We start from the raw sequence: 21,784 nt of genomic DNA, 5'->3' as shown, positions 1-21,784 counted from the left end.
AATAGTTATGATTTTTGAGAAAGATAAAGAAAATATTATATTTATGAAGACAAAATCAGGTTACTCTATAAATAGAAAGCAAAGCAGGACGGGGTTATTATGGGTCTAACCAGTGTTATCAAAGTCTTATTGATTGAGGATAACATAGCCGAAGCTAGACTATTGCGTGAAGTGCTGAAAGGTGCAACAAGACAAGAATTTGATTTGTGTCATGAAAAACGCTTAGAAAATGCTCTCAATGCCCTAGAAAGTCAAGCATTTGACGTAATATTACTAGATTTAACCTTGCCAGATAGTCAAGGTTTGGATTCCTTATTGCCTATTATTAGTAAAAATTCTTATCTTCCTATTGTGGTTTTAACCAATATGAACGATGAAGAATTAGCCCTAGAAGCAGTTAGAAAAGGTGCGCAAGATTATCTGGTTAAACGTCATATTACCCTAGATATTTTGGTACGTTCTATTTGTTATGCGATCGAACGTAAACAGATGGAAGAGGAATTAAGAGAAGCTAACCAAACTCTAGAAAAAAGGGTAGAAGAAAGAACAACCCAATTATTAAAAGCACAAGAATTAAATCAGTTAAAATCTGAGTTTGTTTCCATGTTATCCCATGATTTTCGTAATCCTCTTAATACGATTTTGTTATCTACAGGATTATTGGAAGATAGTTATGAACAATTAACCAGAGAACAACAATTATCCTATTTCCAGATGATTCGTAATGCTGTTCATGATATGAATCAATTATTAAGCGAGGTTTTACTACTAGGAAAAGCAGACTCAGGCAAACTGAAAACGAACTTTATAGAACTTGATATTCAACTATTTTGTAAACAAATAATTCATTCTCTACACCTTTCTTTTGAAGATAAAAATCAAATTATTCTCAACTTTGATGGAGACTTTCCCAGTGAGTTAGAATTGTGGGATGAAAAATTGTTATGGCATATTTTACACAATTTGTTGAATAATGCGTTGAAATATTCTCCCCAAGGAGGTAAAATTTTTCTCAATATTATTGCTGAAGAAAAAACAGTTACTTTTAGTATTAAAGATCAAGGAATCGGTATTTCCCAAGAATCCCAACAACACCTTTTTGAAACCTTTTATCGTGCTGATAATGTAGGAAATATTTCAGGCACTGGTTTAGGATTATCCATTGTCCGTAAATGTGTAGAAGCATACAATGGAAACATTTTTGTAGAAAGCGAATTAGACAATGGAACTACCTTTAGAGTAATTTTACCTCGACAGCAACAACTTATGGGTAAAATGGGAGAAAGTGTAGAACAGATAAAATCATCAGTTGGGTATCATGAGCAAACAAAAAGATTCTCATCCTAGCGAATTTACTCGCACTCCTCCTTGGGGAAAAGTTACTATGTTAGAAGAAGGTCATCGCTATCGTATTAATCGTATCGAACTGAACCCAGGACAACATATTAGTACCCAAATGCACTATCATCGTAGTGAACACTGGATTGTTGTCTCAGGGACGGCTAAGGTGGTTTTTAACGGAGAAGAACACCTTCTTAAACAGAAAGAATCTACCTATGTTCCCATGAATACCCGTCATCGGGTTGAAAACCCCGGAGTTATTCCCCTAGTGCTTATTGAAGTACAAAATGGAGAATATTTAGGGGATGATGATATCATTCGTTTTGCAGAAGAAGAAGGCAAAAAGTAAGATATTCTCTCAATAACCCCACCGTAAAAATAGAGTAATTGTTGTTAAAGAGTATTAAAAAAATATATGGTTTCGTGATGATATGGTCACAAACTAGTGCAGCTTAGCAAAAATAATCCACCAGTCACTTATGATCTTTAAAGCCCTTAAATTTCCAAACGAACGGCTTAGCAAAATGTTGATTAAAGTAATCAATAAAATTGAGAATTTTTTGGGATAGTTCTTCAGTTGAACGGACAGTAATTCTTTTCCCGAATTTCTCACAAAATCTGCGATCGCCAAACACAGAAGCCTTACAGGAAGTGGGTTTGAACAGAGCGATCGCAGATTTCCCCAACCAACAGTCTGTTGTCAGATTTTAAGTTAAAATCAACCCGAATTAGACAAAGATGAAAAGATAAATCAATCACTCATTTTTCCAAAAAAATTATTAATAAAATCTCTAATAGTACTAGATTGTTAGAATAAAATATGCTATAATTTAATTATTAAAGCAATTTACCTTAAACTGATTTAATGAGTCCCAGTCATCCCCGAACTCCTCGTCAAGTAATCAACTTTAGTAAACAGAAAGGAAAAGAAATAATCGCTAATTTTGATGGGGGACTAATCACTTCAGATGCGGGGATTGTCTGGATAGCTGAGTTGGATAAAAAACTGGGAATTACCGAGAAGTTTGGTAACTGTTTTCAAGATCATCGTCATCAATCTTATGTAGATCATTCCGTTCATGAGTTATTAGCACAAAGGCTTTATGGAATTATTTTAGGCTATGAAGATGTCAATGACCATGATAAATTACGTCACGATCCTGCCCTTAAGACCGCTTTAGAAAAGCTTAATGAACTTGAAGATAAAAAGGGATGGTTAGCTGGAAAAAGTACAATTAATAGATTGGAATATTGTCCTGAGACTATTCTCGACCAAAAAACGAGTCGTTATCATAAAATAGAACCCAACTTTGAAGCCATTGAAAAATCTTTTGTCGAATTTTTTTTTAGAGTCTTATAAAAAACCTCCCTTAAGTATTATATTAGATATGGATGTCACGGATGACCAAGTACATGGTAATCAAGAAGGGGCATTTTTTAATAGTTATTATCACGGAGTATGTTATGCTCCTTTACATATTTTCTGTGGGCATCATTTATTAGTTGCTAAACTTCGTTCATCTAATGTAGATCCAGCCGATGGAGCCTTGGACGAATTACAAAGAATTATCGGACTAATTAGAGAAAAATGGTCAGAGACTCATATCCTAGTTAGGGGTGATAGTGCCTATGCCCGTGAAGAAATCTTCTATTTTTGTGAAAATCAGCCTTTAGTTGATTATGTTATAGCTATGGGAACAAATGGCGTTCTTAAGTTACGAGCGGATGATGTAATTGAAAAAGCCAAACATGAATATGAAAAAAAACTAGCTCCAATAACTGAATTAATGAATAGTTTGTTTCAGAAAAAAGAAGATTTAGAAGAAGTTAAAAAATTAGTACCAATTTCTACTTGGTATCGCTCTATTCGTTATAAAACAGAAAAGTCATGGAGTTGTCAAAGAAGAGTAGTGACAAAAGTTTGTTATGGAAGTGATGGCTTAAAAATGCGCCAGGTGGTGACATCTTTGCCCGCTTCAAAAATTCCACCCTCAAAACTTTATACAAAAAAATACTGTCCGAGAGGCGAGATGGAAAATCGGATTAAAGAACAACAATTAGACTTGTTAGCTGATAGAACTTCAACTCAAACATTTCAAAGTAATAAACTAAGATTATGGATACATTCCTGGGCTTATGTTCTCATAAATGCTTTTCGTCAACACTGTTTAAAAAAAACTTCATTGGCTAAAGCAACTGTGGGAAGAATACGTCTAAATCTTCTTAAGTTGGGAGCCAGAATAAAGATTAGTTGTAGAAGAATTATTATCGCTATAGCTAGTGCTTGTCCTTATCAAGATATTTTGTCTATTGCTAACAAAAGAATTAAAACTATTCCTAATACTGGATAAGTAGAATAAGTTGTTTTTAAAAAAAGATATCTATCATAAGTTGTTGACTAACTGATACTTTCATTTAGTCTTATTTATCGTGGAGAAAATCAAAAGTTAATATAATTATTCCCTCTTAAACTCGATTTTTGGATAATCAAAGTCAATTTTTTTATTCATCTATATTCAAAATTTCTATTAGTCCTAAAAATTATCATTTTTCATCTCTGGATTGGGCTTTCAAATTAATTTGTGAGAAATCCGGGTTTTGAGTAAACGCCGGACTAAGATCGAAAACCAACACTCAATTTGATTAAGCCACGATGTATGTTTGGGAATATAAACAAAGCGAATTCGATGAGATTCATCTGATAAAAAATCTGCTCTGCTGTCCATAGATTGCAAAATCCCCTCCTTTCCTTTTCTCCCCAAATCAATAGTAATTCCACAGCTTTCTGCTACTAATTTGACTAAGCTTTCCGATTTATGAGTGTTGAGTTTATCTACAATAAAAATCCATTCTGCTTTTTCATCAATCTTAATCGTTCTCTGGATATGTTCAGAAAAATCTTGTTCTGTTCTTGTCGGTCCAATAGAGGGACTAACAACTTTTCCTCTTGCCACATCCCAGTTCGCAATCAAGCTTAAGGTTCCGTGTCTTTCATATTCAAATTCGATTTTTTCTACTTGTTTAGGCTTGATTCTTTTGTTCGGAAATAATCTCTCAAGAGCTTGAATCCCTGTCATTTCATCTGTACTAATTAAATGAATTCCTTGTTCTAACAAAGTTTTAGCTTCTTGATGAAGTTCACAGATATATTTGACTTGCTTTTTAAATTTTAAGGGATCATCAATTTTGGCATTTAACCAGTAACGAACGAGATGTGGTTGTAATGTCGCTTCTTTTTAAAAAACGCCCCACACTACGGGGGGAAATCTTTTCGACAATTCCTCTTTTTATGGCTTCATCCGCCAACTCTGAAGGTGTCCAATGGCTCACTGGTCTGTCTGATTTTTCACATTCTTCACAAGCGACCGCTACAATCTGGACTACTTGTTCGACCGTAAAGGATTTTGTTGTTCCAGGTCTTGGGCGATCGCTTAAAATTCCTTTGATCAAGACCATTAATGCTTTCTCCGTTACCTGTTGTTCTTCGGCGGCACTCAGTTTTTCTCTCTCCTCAAACCATCGCGATCGCCACTGACGCACTTGTACTCGGTCTAATTCTAATCTTCGACTAATCGAACTATTGCTCTCTCCTGATGCTGCGGCTAAGATTAGCTTGGCTCGTCTAACAAGGCGATAGGGGTTTGTTGTCCCTCTCACTATTTGTTGGAGTACTGTTTTCTGTAGGTTGGAGAGGTTAATTGGCAATGCTTTTATCATGGACATCAACTTCGAGATTCTTCCGTTAGTTTCATTGAAACACATTGTCGTGGCTAGTCACGAAAGTTTCTGTAAAAATCTGGTGGATTACTTTCGCCAAGCTGCACTAGCTTTGAATCAATGGTAGCATTTGTGGTCATAACCCCCACTATACATAAAAATCCCCGATTTTACCTTTATGTTGTCAAGACAGATTCTTTATTGCGGTGAGCAATTACCTTTATCTTCAATGCCATTTTTTTTTACTTTCTTGAACAATTTTTTCTTTAAGTTCTCCTCTTCCTAGTAAAAGAAGTTTCCAATTTTGTTTCGGTAGAGATTCAACAGCTTTTAATAAGGTTAAAATCCCTTTTTCTTCTACAAATCTACCGACAAAACCAATAATAAAGTCGTCTTCTTTGATACCCAAATTATTAGCTAAATCTGGCTTTTTTTGGGGACGAAATAAGTCTTCATTAACTCCTAGTTGTGGCATAACTTCCACAGCTTGCTCATAACCATGATCTCTAAGGATATCTGCTGCATCTTGATTCCCTGCTACTAACCCATTGGTATTACTTAAATTATATTTTTCTAAATAAGAAACAGGAAATTTAGATTTATAGGGAAGATTCCACCAGGTAAAAAATACATTTTTTGCTTGCAAATTTAACAATTTATTCAGGGTTATTAATTGAGCATAGGCAAAAGATTTAACACCTTGTTCTACCTGAATAATTTGGGGTCTAAAATTATTCAATAATTTAATAATATCACTGCCAAAAGTCAATAATCCTTGATTATTTCGACTAAAGTTAGAGATAGGAACAACTCGAAAATTTCCTTCTTGGCGAGGTTTAGTTTCAACGATTTTATTTTGAACTCCTCCCGGTTTCCATTTTTTAGGAACAATAATAGTCACCTCAATATTGGGTTCAAGTTTGGCTAGGGCTTCAAACTTTTCACAGTTAAGGTCAACAATATAAGTGTGACTAGCAACTAAAATTTTCATAATCTTTTAGGAATTTTTATCATTCAAAATCAAGATACAGATTCGAGAGAATCATTAGGTTTTAATGTCTGATTGTAGTTATCATTGTTACTGTAGATTTGTCCATCATCCCACCGAGACAGAAACGTAGTTTTAACAGCATCGATAAAACCTAAGACGTAAAACAAAAAACGTACTACAATTTTGATAGGAGATCCCCCTTTATTACAAGGAGGGTTACCAAGAACATGACAGTCAAAAAGTTTAGCATATAAACGAAATTGTTGTGAGGAAGTTAAGTTTTTTAGTGCCATTAAGAAATGGTTGTGATAGAAAGTTATCTGATAGGAAAAAGAACGGGTACTTAAATCATGACAACCACCAGTTTCTTCTCCTAAGTGAACTAAGTAAGCATCAGGTTCATACCAAATTTTATAACCTGTTTGACGCAAACGTAAACAAAAATCCGATTCTTCTCTAACAGCGTTTCCCCTAAATCTTTCATCGAACCAAATATTATACTTAGTAAAAATTTCTCGTCTAAATGACATATTACAACCACGAGTGGAAATAACTTCTTGAGGTTTTGTGGTATGAACTAAATCAATATGATACCAAGCAATACCAGGGTCCATTGCCTCTGGGGGTAATATTTCTACGGTGTAAGGATCTTGAGAGTCATGTATTTTTTCAGAATCAGCCAATTTCATTCTATCTAAAACTCTTCCGGCTACGGCTCCAACGTCTAGATTTTCTTGATAAACTTTTGCATGAGTATATAAGTAATTTTCTGGTAGTTGAACATCATCATCGATAAAGATAATAATCTCACCTTGAGAACGACGAACACCATAGTTTCTAGCTGCTGGCAAACTTGCCCAACTAACACGAAACAACTTGATTTTATCAGTTTTAGCTAGGTTTTCTAGATAGGTTTGAATCTTAGGATCATGGGTTTCTGTTTGATCTATTACCAAAATTTCGACATTAGGATAATCCTGTTTAAGAACATCATCTAGAGTATCTCTTAAGATTTGTTCTCGTCTATAAGTTGGAATGATTAGAGAAATAGAAGGATAAGACATAATTTTTAAGGTCTATAAGTTAAATTGCAGATGGATTTCTTCTTTTAGTTTTAACACGCTTTTTAAGTGCATCTTCGGCTGCTTTTTGGGCTTTAAGTTTAATTTGTTCTTCCTTATCTATTACAGGAAGTTTCAAAAGAACTCCAGCAAACAACCAGTAATATACGCAGACTGGATCAGTATCCAGAGGATACCAATAAGGAAAATAAGCAATGATTAAGAGAAATACCCAAAAACCCGAGGCAAAACTTTTGAGACATTCATCTTTTAAACCGCGATATATTTTGAAGGTTAAAAAACACAAATGACTGACAAAAATCATAAAAGCTATCAAACCTGGAAAACCCATTTCAAATAAGAGTTTAGGATGATAAGTTTCTATAAGGGAAACCTTTCCAAATATTCGGGTTGAGTTGGTCCCTGAACCTAAACCCTGTCCCAAAAAACCTTTTTGAGTCCTCATTGCAAAATCAAATTGTTCCTGAATGAAACTGTAAGGAGGAGAAGCATTCCATCGCCCGACAAAGCTATCAATTCTCTCTTGAACAAAGTCAGGATTTAAAAAAGAAAATCCGATCAATAAGACTAACGATAAACCAATCGCAATGGGAATAAATCGTTTAAAATCAGCAATTTTTCCGGTTAAAAATAGCATGATAATCATTACAGCAGGAACTAGTGCAGCTTGGCGAAAGTAATCCACCAGATTTTTACAGAAACTTTCGTGACTAGCCACGACAATGTGTTTCAATGAAACTAACGGAAGAATCTCGAAGTTGATGTCCATGATAAAAGCATTGCCAATTAACCTCTCCAACCTACAGAAAACAGTACTCCAACAAATAGTGAGAGGGACAACAAACCCCTATCGCCTTGTTAGACGAGCCAAGCTAATCTTAGCCGCAGCATCAGGAGAGAGCAATAGTTCGATTAGTCGAAGATTAGAATTAGACCGAGTACAAGTGCGTCAGTGGCGATCGCGATGGTTTGAGGAGAGAGAAAAACTGAGTGCCGCCGAAGAACAACAGGTAACGGAGAAAGCATTAATGGTCTTGATCAAAGGAATTTTAAGCGATCGCCCAAGACCTGGAACAACAAAATCCTTTACGGTCGAACAAGTAGTCCAGATTGTAGCGATCGCTTGTGAAGAATGTGAAAAATCAGACAGACCAGTGAGCCATTGAACACCTTCAGAGTTGGCGGATGAAGCCATAAAAGAGGAATTGTCGAAAAGATTTCCCCCCGTAGTGTGGGGCGTTTTTTAAAAAGAAGCGACATTACAACCACATCTCGTTCGTTACTGGTTAAATGCCAAAATTGATGATCCCTTAAAATTTAAAAAGCAAGTCAAATATATCTGTGAACTTCATCAAGAAGCTAAAACTTTGTTAGAACAAGGAATTCATTTAATTAGTACAGATGAAATGACAGGGATTCAAGCTCTTGAGAGATTATTTCCGAACAAAAGAATCAAGCCTAAACAAGTAGAAAAAATCGAATTTGAATATGAAAGACACGGAACTTTAAGCTTGATTGCGAACTGGGATGTGGCAAGAGGAAAAGTTGTTAGTCCCTCTATTGGACCGACAAGAACAGAACAAGATTTTTCTGAACATATCCAGAGAACGATTAAGATTGATGAAAAAGCAGAATGGATTTTTATTGTAGATAAACTCAACACTCATAAATCGGAAAGCTTAGTCAAATTAGTAGCAGAAAGCTGTGGAATTACTATTGATTTGGGGAGAAAAGGAAAGGAGGGGATTTTGCAATCTATGGACAGCAGAGCAGATTTTTTATCAGATGAATCTCATCGAATTCGCTTTGTTTATATTCCCAAACATACATCGTGGCTTAATCAAATTGAGTATTGGTTTTCGATCTTAGTCAGGCGTTTACTCAAAAGAATTACTGTCCGTTCAACTGAAGAACTATCCCAAAAAATTCTCAATTTTATTGATTACTTTAATCAACATTTTGCTAAGCCGTTCGTTTGGAAATTTAAGGGCTTTAAAGATCATAAGTGACTGGTGGATTATTTTTGCTAAGCTGCACTAGCTCACCATGAGGCAATCAAAGAGGTTATCAAAGCTCATAAGAAAGCCCCACAAGCAGCATTAATCGCAAGATTAAACCCCATAATTCGAGGATGGTGCAATTACTACCGAACTGTTGCAAGTAAGGAAACGTTCTCATCCGAAGACTTAATATTATGGAATATGCTGAGAGCCTGGACAATTAGCAGGAAAAAGAAGACACCATTAACTGATGCTCTCAGGAAATATTTCTCACACGGAAAACACAGATTTTGGACGTTCCAAACCAGGGATTATGTCTTATACCACCATGCCGAAACGGAAATAAAGAGACATCAATTGGTTAAGCCTGAAGCATCGCCGTATGATGGAAACTGGACTTATTGGAGCAAAAGAAGAGGTACATATACTGGGACACCAACTAGAGTCGCAAAACTCTTAAAGAAACAGAAAGGTATATGCCCCCAATGTAAGCAACATTTTACGCCTGAAGACTTGATAGAAGTTGACCACATTATCCCTAAATCGAAAGGTGGAAAGGATACTTACAGCAATCTACAAGCTCTACATCGTCATTGTCATGATGTCAAAAGCAAAAATGACTATCTCTATGATTGGCTTGATAAAGACTATGAATGGAAGGACGATGTACTAATAGTACCCATGACAAGGGACTAATTGCCGAGAGCCGTGTGAGGTGAAAGTCTCATGCACGGTTCGGACTGGGAGTCGTGGTAGGTGACTACCACTTCGACCCCTAATCTTAGTTTTTTCATTTTTGTAGGGGTTAACAAGAGTTAACCTCTTTTTTTGTCTTTCCCTACTGAAAGGGTAAGGTTGTTTGCCTTCTGCCTCTTGTCTTCTACTATACCCAAAATGCAAAAGCAGCCAACCCCATAAACACTACAGGGACTAACCATTTTAACCCAGATTCCGCACTTCAAAATGTAGTATAAAAAATACATAGTTTTAAAAAGTCCGAAAATCATACCTGGGCAAGAATATTTCTCTTTTCATTAAATTTTTAGGAAAAATAATCAAATTAAGAAGATTTATACTCATTGAAAACTTAGCAAGACTCAGCACAAACGAAGGAGAGTTTCCTCTTCTCATTTGATATCATTAGACTCTTATTCTTTTATTATTTTTGCTTTATCCAATTCAATTTATAGATAATATCTTTAACAAGATGCAGGTAATAAACTCAATATAAAACGCCTTTCTTCTGTTAAATTGACAATTTGTTTAACTCCGTTTAAAATCACATAATGAATACCTTGAAAACATTGAAATATCCACCTCAAAGTCGGACGCAATGTTACTTTTCCTACTTGATTATTTATTCCTTTTTTGACTCTTTTTAAACAATTTCTTAATTCTCTTTGCCCCAAGTTATAAATCAACAAACACAAAGACATTAAAAATAACATTGTTTCTATTCTTTCTGGTTTTTCAACGAAGAAACTATCAGTAAAAAATAAGGGATCTTTCAAAAATCGAAATCCTCTTTCCGTAGATTGCTGGTTTTTATAAGTTATCAGAATTTCACTAGCTTCTAATTTATTTTCCTCTACTAAGTTAGTTGCTAAAATAAATTTTCCTGCTTCTTTAGTCTTTCTACTTATCTCTTCATCTTTTTTGATGATCAGACTAATCATTTTATAAATCTTTTCCTTTTTTTTCGAGTAAGTTTCAATCAGTTCAACTTCTTTTATTTCCAACAATCTCAATTTTTTATTAATAGCTTTTAATTTATATCGAGCAGCTTGAGGATGTTCAAATTCTTCAGATTGTATTTCTTTAAGAAATTTTTGGGATTTCTTCTCTTCTTGGGAAAGTTGTTTTTCTAGTTTTTCCAAATCACTTTTCTGTCTTTTTTCACTCAAGACTATTAACCAAGTTTGCTTGATTCCACCATAAGTAACAATTTCTTCTTTCCAGGTATAACTTTCTAAATTTAGGTCACTTCTTTTTTCTTTATCTTCATCTTTTACTTCTTCCACCTCTATATTTTGCACTAATTCTTTTGCTTTTTTTATGGTCATTGGAACTCTCGTTATCCATTTTAAATGTTGGATTAGTTGGAGATTTTCTTGACCATATAAAGCACTATCACAAACCATGATACTATCAAACTTTATTTGCTTTTTGAATTCTACTAAAACTTTTCCAAATACAGCTTTATCAGATTCATTTCCATCTCCTACTCTCACAAATAATGGAATATCTCCATCTTGGCTTGTTATTAAATCCAAGACACATTGTTTTAAGTCTGGTCTATGATCCCGAGAATATCCTTTCTTAATAAAAATTGGTCTTTCTTTAATAATTTTTTCTTCTTCCTGTTTCTCTTTATCTTCTTCCCTTTTATATTCTCCATCTAAATGAAATGATGTGGGATCTAAATGGGAGTATTTAAGGTCTATTTTAAATTTTTTAATTACTTCTAAAACTACTTCAATAAAAATATCATTTAGTCCATATTTATATAATTCATCCATTACTCTCCCAATTTTATCATCATTAAGGTAATCAGGTTTAATTCTTTCTCCTAACAATTTCTCAATGGCTTTATCTTGAAAAAACTGACTGAATAAATATAGAGGTCTTGAAACAAATCCTAGTCCATTGATTAAAATAGACTTAACTACTGTACCTGCTGAGATTTTTTCTCTAACATCTATTCCTAATTTATTATTAATTATTTTGACTATTCCTATTTCATCAATTAAACCAGCTACTATCCCTAAATGGTCTAAATTTTTAACTTGTATTTCTTCTAAATAAGACATTTTTCGCTCTTTTTTTACAGAGGAAACAACTTAAGCAATTATCCCACTTTTTTGTCTTCAAGAGCTTAAGCAATTATACTTAATTATTAACCCCAGGCTTGTAGTATTTAATGCTACTTTTTGAAGTGCGGAATCTGGGTTGAAGATAGTGATCGTGAGGTACAAGAGACAGCAAAATGGGCGATTAATCAATTAAACACTCAGATTCCTCCTCGTCTAGATATGGTAACAGGAGAAAATCCTCCTGAAGTCACAGTAGAAGAGCCTTATTCCGATTTCATGGAGTAATAGGTAGGTAAACAATTGCCAAAAATCTGGGTTTAAAGCAAAGTCGATTACGACATTACCGAGGGAGAAACGTTCTATTTAGAATCTCGTTGAATCAAGACAAAGGCACCATTAATTATATGATCTTTATTAATTCTAGCTTCGATTTCTTCCGGTTGATAAATACCTTCCGCAACTTCTAAAGATGCTTGATCTAAAGCATTAAGATAAGCCTCTTCTAAGGTTTCCCTCAACTCCTCATCATTAAGATAATATCCCCCCGCTTTTTTTCGTTTATTTTTCCGTTTAATTTCTCTAACACTATTACGAATAGAAACATCCCAAGAACGAGTAGTACGGTTTTCTGCTTGTTGTTTAATTAGATGAATCAATAGAATAACTGCATAACTGCGAATTGTACTAACAATTGCATTTTTGCTCATATCTTCAAGGTCTTCAACAATAGCTAATGAACCTTTGATATCTCCTTTTAAGAGTAATGCTTTGAGTTCTAATAATTCTTCCATAAATTCCCTCCTTTTATAATATTTATGACCAATAAAAATTAATCAGTAAGGTGGGCAAAATGATCAATCATCCGAAGCAATAAAATACCTAAAAACTCTGCCCACCCAACAAAAATACTATTTCCAGTTAATCATTATGATGATACCTCCTATTTATAAGGTTAGAAGCCAGAAGTTATTTGTTTAACAATATCTTCTGACTCATTTCTCATTAATTTTCTCGATCAAATCCAAATTTATCTTTAATTTCGCCATTGAAATACTGTCCTTTAGATGGTGATTTTTCTAACTCCTCATAAATAGTTTTAGGAACATCATGATATTGATACACACTACCATTAGTAAACTCAACCCTGAGAGTTTCTTTTTCTTCATCATAGTCAAAAGATTTGATGGCAACACTCTGATTTTTTAGCAAGGGGAAAGCAATAACATCCCGAATACTCGCAGAATCAGTTAATAACATAATTAGGCGATCAATACCAATTCCTAAACCACCAGTAGGAGGCATTCCATATTCTAATGCTGTTAAGAAATCTTCGTCAACACTATGTGCCTCCAAGTCTCCGGCTGCTTTTTGTTCTGCTTGTTTTTCTAGTCTTTCCCTTTGATCAATGGGGTCAGTTAATTCTGAAAAACTATTGGCTAATTCTCGTCCGACAATGTACAATTCAAAGCGTTCAACTAATCCTTGTTTATCACGGTGTGGTTTAGCTAAAGGAGAAATTTCTACGGGAAAATCAAGGATAAATGTGGGTTGAATGAGGCTTTCTTCTACAGTCTGCTCAAACACTTCGTTTAATAACTTTCCTAAACTTTGACAGGTCTCAGGGACTTCTAAACCTGCTTTTTTTACCTCAGTTTTTGCTGTTTCAAAGTCTGTAAATGCCTCAAAATCCAACCCACTTTTCTCTTTAACAATATCGTTCATTGTCACCCTTCTCCAAGGGGTTGATAAGTCAATTTGTTCCCCTTGATAAGTTATGTTTAAAGTGCCTAAAACTTCTTCTGCTGCGGTGGTAATAATCGCTTCGGTTAGCTCCATCATATCGTTATAATCGGCATAAGCTTGATATAGTTCAATGGAGGTAAACTCAGGATTATGTTTGGTAGAAACCCCTTCGTTACGGAAAATTCTTCCCATTTCAAATACTTTCTCAAAACCCCCCACAATTAACCGTTTGAGATGTAATTCTGTGGCAATTCTCAGATACAAATCCATCTCTAAGGTGTTATGATAGGTGATAAAAGGACGGGCTTCTGCCCCCCCTGCTTCTGACTGTAAAACGGGGGTTTCTATTTCTATAAAACCCTGGTTATCTAAGTAACGTCTAATAGATGCGGTAATCTGCGCCCGACGACGAAATGTTTGTCTAACTTGGGGGTTAACAATTAAGTCTACATACCGTTGACGATAGCGTTTTTCTGTATCGGTTAAACCGTGCCATTTATCGGGTAAAGGTAATAAGGATTTAGTTAATATTTCGTACTCTTTGACTTTAACAGAAAGTTCTCCTTTCTCCGTTCTTTTAATACTCCCTTTGACTCCGATAATGTCCCCTGTGTCCGTTAATTTTTTGAGATGATTAAAGGCACTTTCGAGTTCGCTCATGTGTGCCTGAATTTCTTTTTTATCCAGATATAATTGGATAGTTCCGCTTTCGTCTTGTAAACTGAAAAAAGCGAGTTTTCCAAAGACACGACGGGCGATAATTCTTCCTGCGATCGCAACGTCTACCTCGACTTCTTCCCCATTTTTTAAACTGGCATATTTATCTTGTAAACTAGCAGCATCATGGCTAGATTTCCATTGATAAGCATAGGGAATTAAGCCTATTTTTTTCAACTGTTCTACTTTTTCGAGGCGTGTGGCGCGAATTTCGTCTAAATTAGAGGATGAATTGGGTTCCCGTTGCGGTTGATTGGAAGACATTGTTAAGATATTGCAGAAAAAAGTAAGATTAAGTTATTTTGTTGTCAAATAAGGTTCAATCTTAATCACCTTAACTATTATAGCGTGTCAACACATTATAATCATAAATTCTTTGATATGATCATGAATAATTTATTTTCGTTTAATTATTTTCAATTGATTTTTTTATTTCTAACAACTAGCTACCATTGGCTTAACACTTTTTGGGGAAATATGCAACAAGTCCCACCTGGAAAATGGATTGATTTAGGGGGTTATAAAGTTCATTGTTATCAGAAAGGAACTGGTAAGATTACAGTAGTATTAGACCATAGTTTAGGGGGAATAGAAGGATATTTGTTAATGGAAGAAATAGCGGAGATAAACAAGGTTTTTATCTATGATAGACCAGGATATGGTTGGAGTGATTCTAGTCCGAAAAAACGTTGCAGTCAAGAAATTGTTTATGAATTAGATCAGCTTTTAGAAAAGGCTGATGTTTCGCCACCTTATTTATTAGTTGGTGATTCTTTTGGTAGTTATAATGTTAGGTTATATGCTCATTATTTTCCTGATAAGGTTTGTGGAATTGTTTTAACGGACGGACTTCACGAACAAGGAATGTTAAACTTACCTTTATCAGTAAAATTATTAAAATCATTTTTTCTTTCAGGTTTTATTATATCAATTTTGGGGGCAACATTTGGGTTAATCAGACTGTTGGGAAATTTTAAAGTATTTGAATTAATCAAACCTCAATTAAATAAGTTTAATCGAGATAGTCTTATGCTGGTTAAACAGTCTTTTTATCATCCGAAACATTGGTTAACCATGGCCAGAGAAATCTGGAATTTAGAAACCAGTGCAACTCAGGTACAGAAAGCGAATAATTTGGGAAATATTCCTCTGATTAGCATCAAAGCAAAAACTTTTTTTCATCCCTCTATTTTCACCTTTTTCTTCCCTTTAAAAGCTACCAATAAAATTAGAAATATTATCCATGAAGAATTACTTAAACTATCATCAAATTCCAGCCAAATTTTAGCCAATAATAGTAGTCATTTTGTTTGGATAGATGAACCAGAGATTATTATTTTAGCAATAAAACAAATATTGAACTTAGACTGATACCCCTCGAAGATAAAATTTAACTTTGATACTCAACAATCAAGGGAACCCTTGAACAGTTGACAAGAACTAAGAATTTAGCTGAGAGAATTTTGTTATGAAGTATAATTAAATCTAATTTTATTCTGATTCTTGAAACTGAAAAGCATGATTTTTATGAACTTTAGGTAATTGGAGAAATAGGGTAATTATCAAAGTTCCCATGTAAGCAGTTAAACCTGACCACAATAAGTGATTATTTTGCCAATAATAAGACATAACTGCTAAGGGTAAAAATCCTATAAAAAATGCCGTTAATACTCCATTTCTTAATGTAGCACATTCTTTTAAACCAATGAAATAACCTTCTAACATAAATGCAGTGGCAGTTAAACATAAAAGAGGTAATAACCATAAACTATATTGTATAGCTTTTTCACTAATTTCTGGATGATCCGTCAATAGTTTGAAAATAGTTTCAGGGAACAAAAAAGGAATAAAAGCAAAAGTTGAAGCAATTATCAAACTATTAATAATAGAGACAACTAATAAAGGTGAAATTTGTTCAATATTTCCTTTTACTTTAAAATTTCCTGTTAAAGTTTGCAGAGTCATTCCTATTCCTTGAACCGTAAATTGACTCAAGAGGGCAATTTGTAATAATAAACCATTCGCTGCTAGAATATCAGTCCCTAGTAACGCACTTAAATTTATAAAAATAGAATAGGTTGAAATTAGACCTAAATATCTAATTAATATATTTCCTTTTAAAGCAATAATTGATTTTAATTCTTTTCCATCTACAACTTTTCTAAGTATCCCTAAAAATCCAGACCACTTAATACTAAAAGCCATAAAAATAATAGCTATGAATAAAGCTAAATATTGACTAATTGCCGTAGCTAAACCTGCCCCTAAACTTCCCAAACTCCATCGATAAATTATCAGGTAATCTAGCCCAACATTAGAAAAGTTACCGACAAAAGATAAGAAGAAAATTGCTGCTTTCATTTCCCTTCCTAAAAACCAACCAATGAAAACAAAATTAAGTAAAACGGCTGGTGCGCCCCAAATTCTTGCAGAAAAATAATCAATTCCAGATACTTCTATTTCAGGAGAACCAGATAATATAGTAAAGCCTATTTTTTCAATAGGATACTGTAAAATTAAAATAGTAAAAGCAATGATTAAAGCAATTAAACCACTACGCAAAATAGCTAGTAATATTCCTTCTTCGTCTTCTCTTCCTACTGCTTCTGCCGTGATAGTATTTGTTCCAGAACGAATGAACTTCAAAACCCTATATAAATAGTCAAAAAGTATACTTCCTAGAATAACACCTGCTAGGTAACGAATGTCCTCTAAATGTCCTAAAAAAGCAGTATCACATAACCCGGCTAAGGGAACCATCAGATTAGATAAAACGCTCACTGAGGCCAGACGATAAAAACGAGGTAAAAATCTACGATATTCAACAGGAAGGGGAAAATTCATATAGATGGCTAACTGTCATTTTTTAGGGTAAATCAACACTATATTATACCTAATTTTAAGTTTAGCTCACATATTGCGATTGTACAGTACATACTATACTAAACTATCGTCTAAATTCCCAAATAGTAAAGCTTTATTTTTAAATTTAATGTTAGGAATTACAATTGACAAAAGTAAAGTGTACCGAAATATTAAGAAAAAATAAAAAGAAGCAGAAGTACAATCCCTCATGATCCATCTTTTAACCAATAATCTTCGACAAGTGTTATATTGAAGACGAAAAAAAATTTTTGTGGGGTGTGAAGACGTGCGAGTATTACTTATTTATCCGGTATTTCCGCCCACCTTTTGGTCCTATGACAAAAGCTTGGAATTAGTGAATCGTAAAGTTTTATTACCACATCTGGGTTTAATTACCGTTGCTGGTAGACTTCCTCAAACCTGGGAATTTAAACTATGCGATCGCAATATTAGAGAGGTAACTGAAGCAGAATGGGAATGGGCAGAAATGGTGATTTTTTCCGCCATGATCGTCCAAAAACCCGATTTATTGGCGCAAATAAAAGAAGCGAAACGACGGGGTAAATGTGTTGTCGTCGGGGGTTCTTACGCTCCCTCAGTCCCCTCAGAAGTACAAGAAGCAGGGGCAGACTTTTTAGTGTTAGATGAAGGAGAAATCACTCTTCCGATGTCTGTGGAAGCTTTGCAACGAGGAGAAACCCAAGCAACCATCCGCACCGAAGAAAAACCAGATGTTACTTTAAGACCCATTCCTCGCTACGACTTACTGGAGTTAGACGCTTATGACTCCATGTCGGTGCAGTTTTCCAGGGGATGTCCGTTTCAATGCGAATTTTGTGACATTATTGTTTTATATGGACGGAAACCGCGCACTAAAACCCCGGCACAACTGCTGAAAGAGTTGGACTATCTTTATGAGTTAGGATGGCGACGGGGCGTATTTATGGTAGATGATAATTTTATCGGTAATAAACGCAACGTTAAATTATTACTCAAAGAATTAAAAGTTTGGCAAAAAGAACATCAATATCCCTTCCGTTTTAATACCGAAGCATCGGTGGATCTCGCCCAAGATACTGAGTTGATGGAGTTGATGGTAGAATCCAATTTTGACGCTGTATTTTTAGGCATTGAAACCCCGGATGAAGAGAGTTTAAAACTAACCAAAAAATTTCAAAATACCCGTGATTCCTTAACCGATACCATTGATACTTTAATCCGTGCCGGGCTGCGTTCCATGGCAGGGTTTATTATTGGTTTTGATGGGGAAAAAATAGGGGCAGCTTCTCGTATTATTCGCTTTGTAGAAAATGCGGCTATTCCTACAGCTATGTTTGGAATGTTACAAGCACTTCCCCATACGGCCCTATGGCATCGTTTAGAAAAAGAAGGAAGATTAAGAGTTGATAATAGTAAACTAGATATTAATCAAAGTACCTTGATGAACTTTGTTCCCACTCGTCCCATCGAAGATATTGCTCGAGAATATATAGAGGCTTTTTGGACATTATACGACGCAGAAATTTTCTTAGATAGGACTTATCGTTGTTTCTTAAAATTAGGTGCGCCTAAATGTCATGCCCCTTTTAAGTTTCCCAGTTGGGTTGACTTGCGAGCTTTAGCCATTGTTATTTGGAGACAAGGGTTTAAACGGAACACTCGTTGGAAATTTTGGCATCATTTCTTTGGTATTCTTAAACATAATACTCCCGTTTGGGAACATTATTTAACTGTCTGCGCTCATAACGAACATTTTCTAGAATACCGTCAAATTGTTCGGGATGAAATTGAACAACAGTTACAAGAATTTTTAGTTAGAGAAAAACAAGAAACTCGTCAAATAGTCAATGTTTAACAAAAATACTGTAATGTTAGCAGTGTATGACTATTTAGGAAAGTTATTTGTGAAATAAAATTGATATGTTTTCTAAGACATATCAATTTTATTGACTTGTAAAACTTCTTTTAATTCATTAATTATTTCTTGTTCAGAAGCTTTTAACTCTCTATCTGCGTTGGCAATGACCAAAGATATTTGTAGTAATAATGGAGCTAACTCCCTATCTCCAATATAGGGAGTAATTAACTTGATAATTTCTGTTTTTTCTTCTTGATAATTATTTTGTAGAGCTTCCCCTTTGAGACGGAAAATTTCTGCTGCTTCATTGGCATCAAATAGCTGAAGTTGTTGAACATTATCTAGGATATAATCCCGTGCCATAAGTTCAGCAAAACCAATATCACCATCAGCAACAGCTAACAAAGCACAAGCACCCATAGCAGCCTCGAGAAACTTTTTTTGCTGGACTTGCTGCTGATGTTTAGCTATCATTGCTTTTATGGATTGAATAATGCTGGACATGGTAATTAGTGAAGTGACAATAGCTATAATGTACCAGAAGACAGCTAGATAAGTGTCCATAGCATTAAAGAAATCAATAATAAAAAGTTTTATAGTGTAATTACAATGACTTTATGTGCAATCTCCACAGAGAGATTGTTTTTGTTGCGTTTTGCCTAAAGAAAATGAATATTCATAAAAATAAGAGCGATCGAGTCAAATCTCAAATTTCTCCTTGGTTGATTAATATTGCTTATCCGTTGGGATCGAAAATAGTCTTGCCCCTCTATTTTGGATCTATTACCATCAACGGACAAGAGAACATTCCCACAAGCGGTCCCATTCTGATCGCTCCCACCCATCGTTCTCGCTGGGATGCTTTAATTATCCCCTACGCAGTAGGCAGAATAGTTAGTGGTAGAGATGTCAGGTTTATGGTGACTTCCAGCGAAATAACAGGTATTCAAGGCTGGTTTATTCGGCGGATGGGGGGTTTCCCAGTGGATCTTAAACGGCCAGGGGCCAGTAGTTTAGAGCATAGTGTAGAAATTCTCAAACAAGGGGAAATGTTAGTTATTTTTCCAGAAGGAGGTATTTTCCGAGATAAAGAAGTTCATCCTCTTAAACGAGGAGTAGCCCGTATTGCCTTAGAAGTGGAATCTCAACAACCAGGTTGTGGCATGAAAATATTACCCGTCAGCATTGAATATACTAAGCCTTTTCCTAGTTGGGGAACCCATATCACCGTTAATATCGGTTGTTCTCTGGACGTGGCCAGTTATGACACCACAACCCTCAAACGCAGTTCCCAAAAGCTAACCCAGGATCTAGAATCTCATTTGAAATGGATATTTCAGGGTAAACTTGAGCAGATAGTTATTCAAAAATAATATTATTACCTATGAATCAATCTTTAGTCCCCGTCCCTTCTGGTGTGTTTCAAGTGTCAGGGAGTCCTATCAATCAAGGGAATGTGGATGAAGCTCCCTTAAAATTCTCTTTGGTGTTACCTACCTACAAAGAAGCAGGAAATATCCAAGATATTGTCAAAATTTTAACTGATTTACTCGATCAATCCATTGCTGGAGACTATGAACTAATTGTCGTTGATGATAACAGTCCCGATCATACTTGGAAATTAGCCCTAGAATTAACCTCAGACTATCCCCAACTTAAAGTCATGCGTCGCACGGAAGAAAAAGGACTTTCTACTGCTGTCATCCGAGGATGGCAGGTGGCCAGAGGGAATATTTTAGGGGTGATCGATGCTGACTTACAACACCCCCCCGAAGTGCTTCAACAGCTTTTAGGGGAAATGGACAAGGGGGCCGACTTAGCAGTGGCCAGTCGCCATGTAGAAGGAGGAGGGGTTAGCGAATGGAGTATTATTCGCCGCTTTTTATCCCGTGGCGCACAAATGTTAGGTTTAATCATTCTCCCGGAAGTTATTGGCCGTCTTTCTGATCCCATGAGTGGTTATTTTATGGTGCGTCGAACTGCGATCGCTGGCAAACCCTTAAGCCCTGTGGGTTACAAAATTTTGATCGAGGTCACTGCTAGAGGAAAAATTCGCTGGTTAGGTGAAGCCGGATATGTCTTCCGAGAACGTCAAGCAGGGGAAAGTAAGGTAACTTGGAAACAATATATCGAGTATCTACAGCATCTTGTACGACTTCGGTTATCTTTATCAGCTAGGTTTATTCAGTTTTGTTTAGTAGGGTTTAGTGGACTTTTTGTCGATCTGACGGTTTTTTCCCTACTTCGCAAAGGACTAGAATTGGGCTTAACACGCAGTACCATACTCTCTGCGGAAGTAGCAATTATTAATAACTTTCTTTGGAACGATTTATGGACATTTCGGGATATTTCCAGCCGACAGCCAGGAAAACGTCAGCGACTAAAAAGATTTATTAAGTTTAATTTTGTTTGTCTTGCTGGTGTTATTTTACAGACATTATTGGTGAATACTTTCTTTGCCATTTTCCAAAAATTACAATTAGATACAACCATCGCAAACATAACCACCAACGGCTTTTTGCGAGGAGTCTTGACTAGCGATCTCTTAGCGAAATTAATGGCTATTGTCATCGTGACATTCTGGAATTTCTGGTTAAACACTAAATTGAGTTGGAGGGTGACGGACATTGAGCGTTAAACTATACTGGATGATACTA

General features: G+C 35.3%; 17 protein-coding genes and 5 pseudogenes. 11 read left to right on the top strand and 11 right to left on the bottom strand.

The annotated features are described in order from the left end of the window. Positions 1-99: 99 nt before the first annotated feature. Positions 100-1,347, top strand: coding sequence for a hybrid sensor histidine kinase/response regulator (locus tag CWATDRAFT_RS00805; protein WP_007303186.1), 1,248 nt, complete (start codon positions 100-102; stop codon positions 1,345-1,347). Next, positions 1,319-1,690: a phosphomannose isomerase type II C-terminal cupin domain gene (locus CWATDRAFT_RS00800; protein WP_007303185.1), complete on the top strand. Its 372-nt coding sequence runs from the start codon at positions 1,319-1,321 to the stop codon at positions 1,688-1,690. The genes CWATDRAFT_RS00805 and CWATDRAFT_RS00800 overlap by 29 nt, the downstream gene beginning before the upstream one ends. Before the next feature lie 124 nt (positions 1,691-1,814). Here CWATDRAFT_RS00800 and CWATDRAFT_RS00795 read toward each other — a convergent pair whose 3' ends face one another. Then, positions 1,815-2,027: a hypothetical protein gene (locus CWATDRAFT_RS00795; RefSeq protein WP_042711062.1), complete on the bottom strand. Its 213-nt coding sequence runs from the start codon at positions 2,025-2,027 to the stop codon at positions 1,815-1,817. A gap of 179 nt (positions 2,028-2,206) precedes the next feature. Between CWATDRAFT_RS00795 and CWATDRAFT_RS35325 the strand changes: the two are divergent. Beyond that, positions 2,207-3,692 (top strand): annotated as a pseudogene (locus CWATDRAFT_RS35325) (IS1380-like element ISCwa5 family transposase). Positions 3,693-3,938: 246 nt separating this feature from the next. Here CWATDRAFT_RS35325 and CWATDRAFT_RS00780 read toward each other — a convergent pair. From CWATDRAFT_RS00780 to CWATDRAFT_RS00760, 5 genes and pseudogenes are all read right to left on the bottom strand, one after another. Continuing rightward, a pseudogene (locus tag CWATDRAFT_RS00780) lies at positions 3,939-4,457 on the bottom strand (transposase); the annotation flags it as partial. Positions 4,458-4,521: 64 nt separating this feature from the next. Then, positions 4,522-5,103, bottom strand: a complete 582-nt coding sequence (locus tag CWATDRAFT_RS00775) for a helix-turn-helix domain-containing protein (RefSeq protein WP_007303181.1) — start codon at positions 5,101-5,103, stop codon at positions 4,522-4,524. A 196-nt stretch (positions 5,104-5,299) separates the two neighbouring features. Continuing rightward, positions 5,300-6,049, bottom strand: a pseudogene (locus tag CWATDRAFT_RS00770) (glycosyltransferase); the annotation flags it as partial. A gap of 29 nt (positions 6,050-6,078) precedes the next feature. Then, positions 6,079-7,113, bottom strand: a complete 1,035-nt coding sequence (gene hpsN, locus CWATDRAFT_RS00765) for a hormogonium polysaccharide biosynthesis glycosyltransferase HpsN (protein WP_007303179.1) — start codon at positions 7,111-7,113, stop codon at positions 6,079-6,081. 19 nt (positions 7,114-7,132) lie between these two features. Continuing rightward, on the bottom strand, positions 7,133-7,849 hold the full coding sequence (locus tag CWATDRAFT_RS00760) for a hypothetical protein (RefSeq protein WP_198138928.1): 717 nt from the start codon (positions 7,847-7,849) through the stop codon (positions 7,133-7,135). A gap of 4 nt (positions 7,850-7,853) precedes the next feature. Here CWATDRAFT_RS00760 and CWATDRAFT_RS00755 point away from each other — a divergent pair. The 3 genes and pseudogenes from CWATDRAFT_RS00755 to CWATDRAFT_RS41250 all read left to right on the top strand — a co-directional run. Further along, a pseudogene (locus CWATDRAFT_RS00755) lies at positions 7,854-8,434 on the top strand (helix-turn-helix domain-containing protein). Positions 8,435-8,498: 64 nt separating this feature from the next. Next, on the top strand, positions 8,499-9,140 hold the full coding sequence (locus CWATDRAFT_RS00750; RefSeq protein WP_007303176.1) for a transposase: 642 nt from the start codon (positions 8,499-8,501) through the stop codon (positions 9,138-9,140). A gap of 27 nt (positions 9,141-9,167) precedes the next feature. Next, a pseudogene (locus CWATDRAFT_RS41250) lies at positions 9,168-9,827 on the top strand (group II intron maturase-specific domain-containing protein); the annotation flags it as partial. Positions 9,828-10,330: 503 nt separating this feature from the next. Here CWATDRAFT_RS41250 and CWATDRAFT_RS00740 read toward each other — a convergent pair. After that, positions 10,331-11,941, bottom strand: a complete 1,611-nt coding sequence (locus CWATDRAFT_RS00740) for an IS1634-like element ISCwa1 family transposase (protein ID WP_007303174.1) — start codon at positions 11,939-11,941, stop codon at positions 10,331-10,333. 120 nt (positions 11,942-12,061) lie between these two features. On the opposite strand from CWATDRAFT_RS00740, the gene CWATDRAFT_RS36830 reads away from it, so the two are divergent. Beyond that, positions 12,062-12,229 carry a hypothetical protein gene (locus CWATDRAFT_RS36830; protein ID WP_157134022.1) on the top strand — a complete coding sequence of 56 codons (168 nt, stop codon included), beginning with the start codon at positions 12,062-12,064 and terminating at the stop codon, positions 12,227-12,229. Between the two features lie 74 nt (positions 12,230-12,303). On the opposite strand, the gene CWATDRAFT_RS00735 is transcribed toward CWATDRAFT_RS36830, so the two are convergent. Both CWATDRAFT_RS00735 and lysS read right to left on the bottom strand, forming a co-directional pair. Next, positions 12,304-12,735, bottom strand: coding sequence for a DUF29 family protein (locus tag CWATDRAFT_RS00735; RefSeq protein ID WP_007303173.1), 432 nt, complete (start codon positions 12,733-12,735; stop codon positions 12,304-12,306). A gap of 211 nt (positions 12,736-12,946) precedes the next feature. After that, on the bottom strand, positions 12,947-14,668 hold the full coding sequence (lysS, locus tag CWATDRAFT_RS00730) for a lysine--tRNA ligase (RefSeq protein ID WP_007303172.1): 1,722 nt from the start codon (positions 14,666-14,668) through the stop codon (positions 12,947-12,949). Positions 14,669-14,881: 213 nt separating this feature from the next. Here lysS and CWATDRAFT_RS00725 point away from each other — a divergent pair, with 213 nt between their 5' ends. After that, positions 14,882-15,775 carry an alpha/beta hydrolase gene (locus tag CWATDRAFT_RS00725; protein WP_007303171.1) on the top strand — a complete coding sequence of 298 codons (894 nt, stop codon included), beginning with the start codon at positions 14,882-14,884 and terminating at the stop codon, positions 15,773-15,775. 120 nt (positions 15,776-15,895) lie between these two features. On the opposite strand, the gene gntT is transcribed toward CWATDRAFT_RS00725, so the two are convergent. Then, entirely contained in the window at positions 15,896-17,248 is a 1,353-nt protein-coding gene (gntT, locus tag CWATDRAFT_RS00720; RefSeq protein ID WP_007303170.1) for a guanitoxin biosynthesis MATE family efflux transporter GntT, read from the bottom strand. 307 nt (positions 17,249-17,555) lie between these two features. Between gntT and CWATDRAFT_RS00715 the strand changes: the two genes are divergently transcribed. Continuing rightward, positions 17,556-19,124 carry a B12-binding domain-containing radical SAM protein gene (locus CWATDRAFT_RS00715; RefSeq protein WP_042711059.1) on the top strand — a complete coding sequence of 523 codons (1,569 nt, stop codon included), beginning with the start codon at positions 17,556-17,558 and terminating at the stop codon, positions 19,122-19,124. A 72-nt stretch (positions 19,125-19,196) separates the two neighbouring features. Here CWATDRAFT_RS00715 and CWATDRAFT_RS00710 read toward each other — a convergent pair whose 3' ends face one another. After that, positions 19,197-19,691 carry a tellurite resistance TerB family protein gene (locus CWATDRAFT_RS00710; RefSeq protein ID WP_007303168.1) on the bottom strand — a complete coding sequence of 165 codons (495 nt, stop codon included), beginning with the start codon at positions 19,689-19,691 and terminating at the stop codon, positions 19,197-19,199. 104 nt (positions 19,692-19,795) lie between these two features. Between CWATDRAFT_RS00710 and CWATDRAFT_RS00705 the strand changes: the two genes are divergently transcribed. Further along, complete coding sequence (locus CWATDRAFT_RS00705) at positions 19,796-20,500, top strand: lysophospholipid acyltransferase family protein (RefSeq protein WP_007308834.1); 705 nt, start codon at positions 19,796-19,798, stop codon at positions 20,498-20,500. A gap of 11 nt (positions 20,501-20,511) precedes the next feature. Continuing rightward, positions 20,512-21,765 (top strand): glycosyltransferase, encoded by a 1,254-nt coding sequence (locus CWATDRAFT_RS00700; protein ID WP_007303166.1) that lies wholly within the window; start codon positions 20,512-20,514, stop codon positions 21,763-21,765. The last annotated feature ends 19 nt before the right edge of the window (positions 21,766-21,784 follow it).

The sequence above is a fragment of the Crocosphaera watsonii WH 8501 genome (genome assembly GCF_000167195.1).
Lineage (GTDB): Bacteria > Cyanobacteriota > Cyanobacteriia > Cyanobacteriales > Microcystaceae > Crocosphaera > Crocosphaera watsonii.
The sequence above is the reverse complement of the archived record's forward strand: the minus strand, read 5'-3'. Positions and strand labels throughout refer to the sequence as shown.

What these genes read in the sequence shown, in the direction of transcription:
- CWATDRAFT_RS00805 (WP_007303186.1), top strand. Translation starts at nt 100, where the DNA reads ATGGGTCTAACCAGTGTTATCAAAGTCTTATTGATTGAGGATAACATA.
- CWATDRAFT_RS00800 (WP_007303185.1), top strand. Translation starts at nt 1,319, where the DNA reads ATGAGCAAACAAAAAGATTCTCATCCTAGCGAATTTACTCGCACTCCT.
- CWATDRAFT_RS00775 (WP_007303181.1), bottom strand. Translation starts at nt 5,103, where the DNA reads ATGTGTTTCAATGAAACTAACGGAAGAATCTCGAAGTTGATGTCCATG.
- hpsN (WP_007303179.1), bottom strand. Translation starts at nt 7,113, where the DNA reads ATGTCTTATCCTTCTATTTCTCTAATCATTCCAACTTATAGACGAGAA.
- CWATDRAFT_RS00740 (WP_007303174.1), bottom strand. Translation starts at nt 11,941, where the DNA reads ATGTCTTATTTAGAAGAAATACAAGTTAAAAATTTAGACCATTTAGGG.
- CWATDRAFT_RS00735 (WP_007303173.1), bottom strand. Translation starts at nt 12,735, where the DNA reads ATGGAAGAATTATTAGAACTCAAAGCATTACTCTTAAAAGGAGATATC.
- lysS (WP_007303172.1), bottom strand. Translation starts at nt 14,668, where the DNA reads ATGTCTTCCAATCAACCGCAACGGGAACCCAATTCATCCTCTAATTTA.
- CWATDRAFT_RS00725 (WP_007303171.1), top strand. Translation starts at nt 14,882, where the DNA reads ATGCAACAAGTCCCACCTGGAAAATGGATTGATTTAGGGGGTTATAAA.
- gntT (WP_007303170.1), bottom strand. Translation starts at nt 17,248, where the DNA reads ATGAATTTTCCCCTTCCTGTTGAATATCGTAGATTTTTACCTCGTTTT.
- CWATDRAFT_RS00710 (WP_007303168.1), bottom strand. Translation starts at nt 19,691, where the DNA reads ATGGACACTTATCTAGCTGTCTTCTGGTACATTATAGCTATTGTCACT.
- CWATDRAFT_RS00705 (WP_007308834.1), top strand. Translation starts at nt 19,796, where the DNA reads ATGAATATTCATAAAAATAAGAGCGATCGAGTCAAATCTCAAATTTCT.
- CWATDRAFT_RS00700 (WP_007303166.1), top strand. Translation starts at nt 20,512, where the DNA reads ATGAATCAATCTTTAGTCCCCGTCCCTTCTGGTGTGTTTCAAGTGTCA.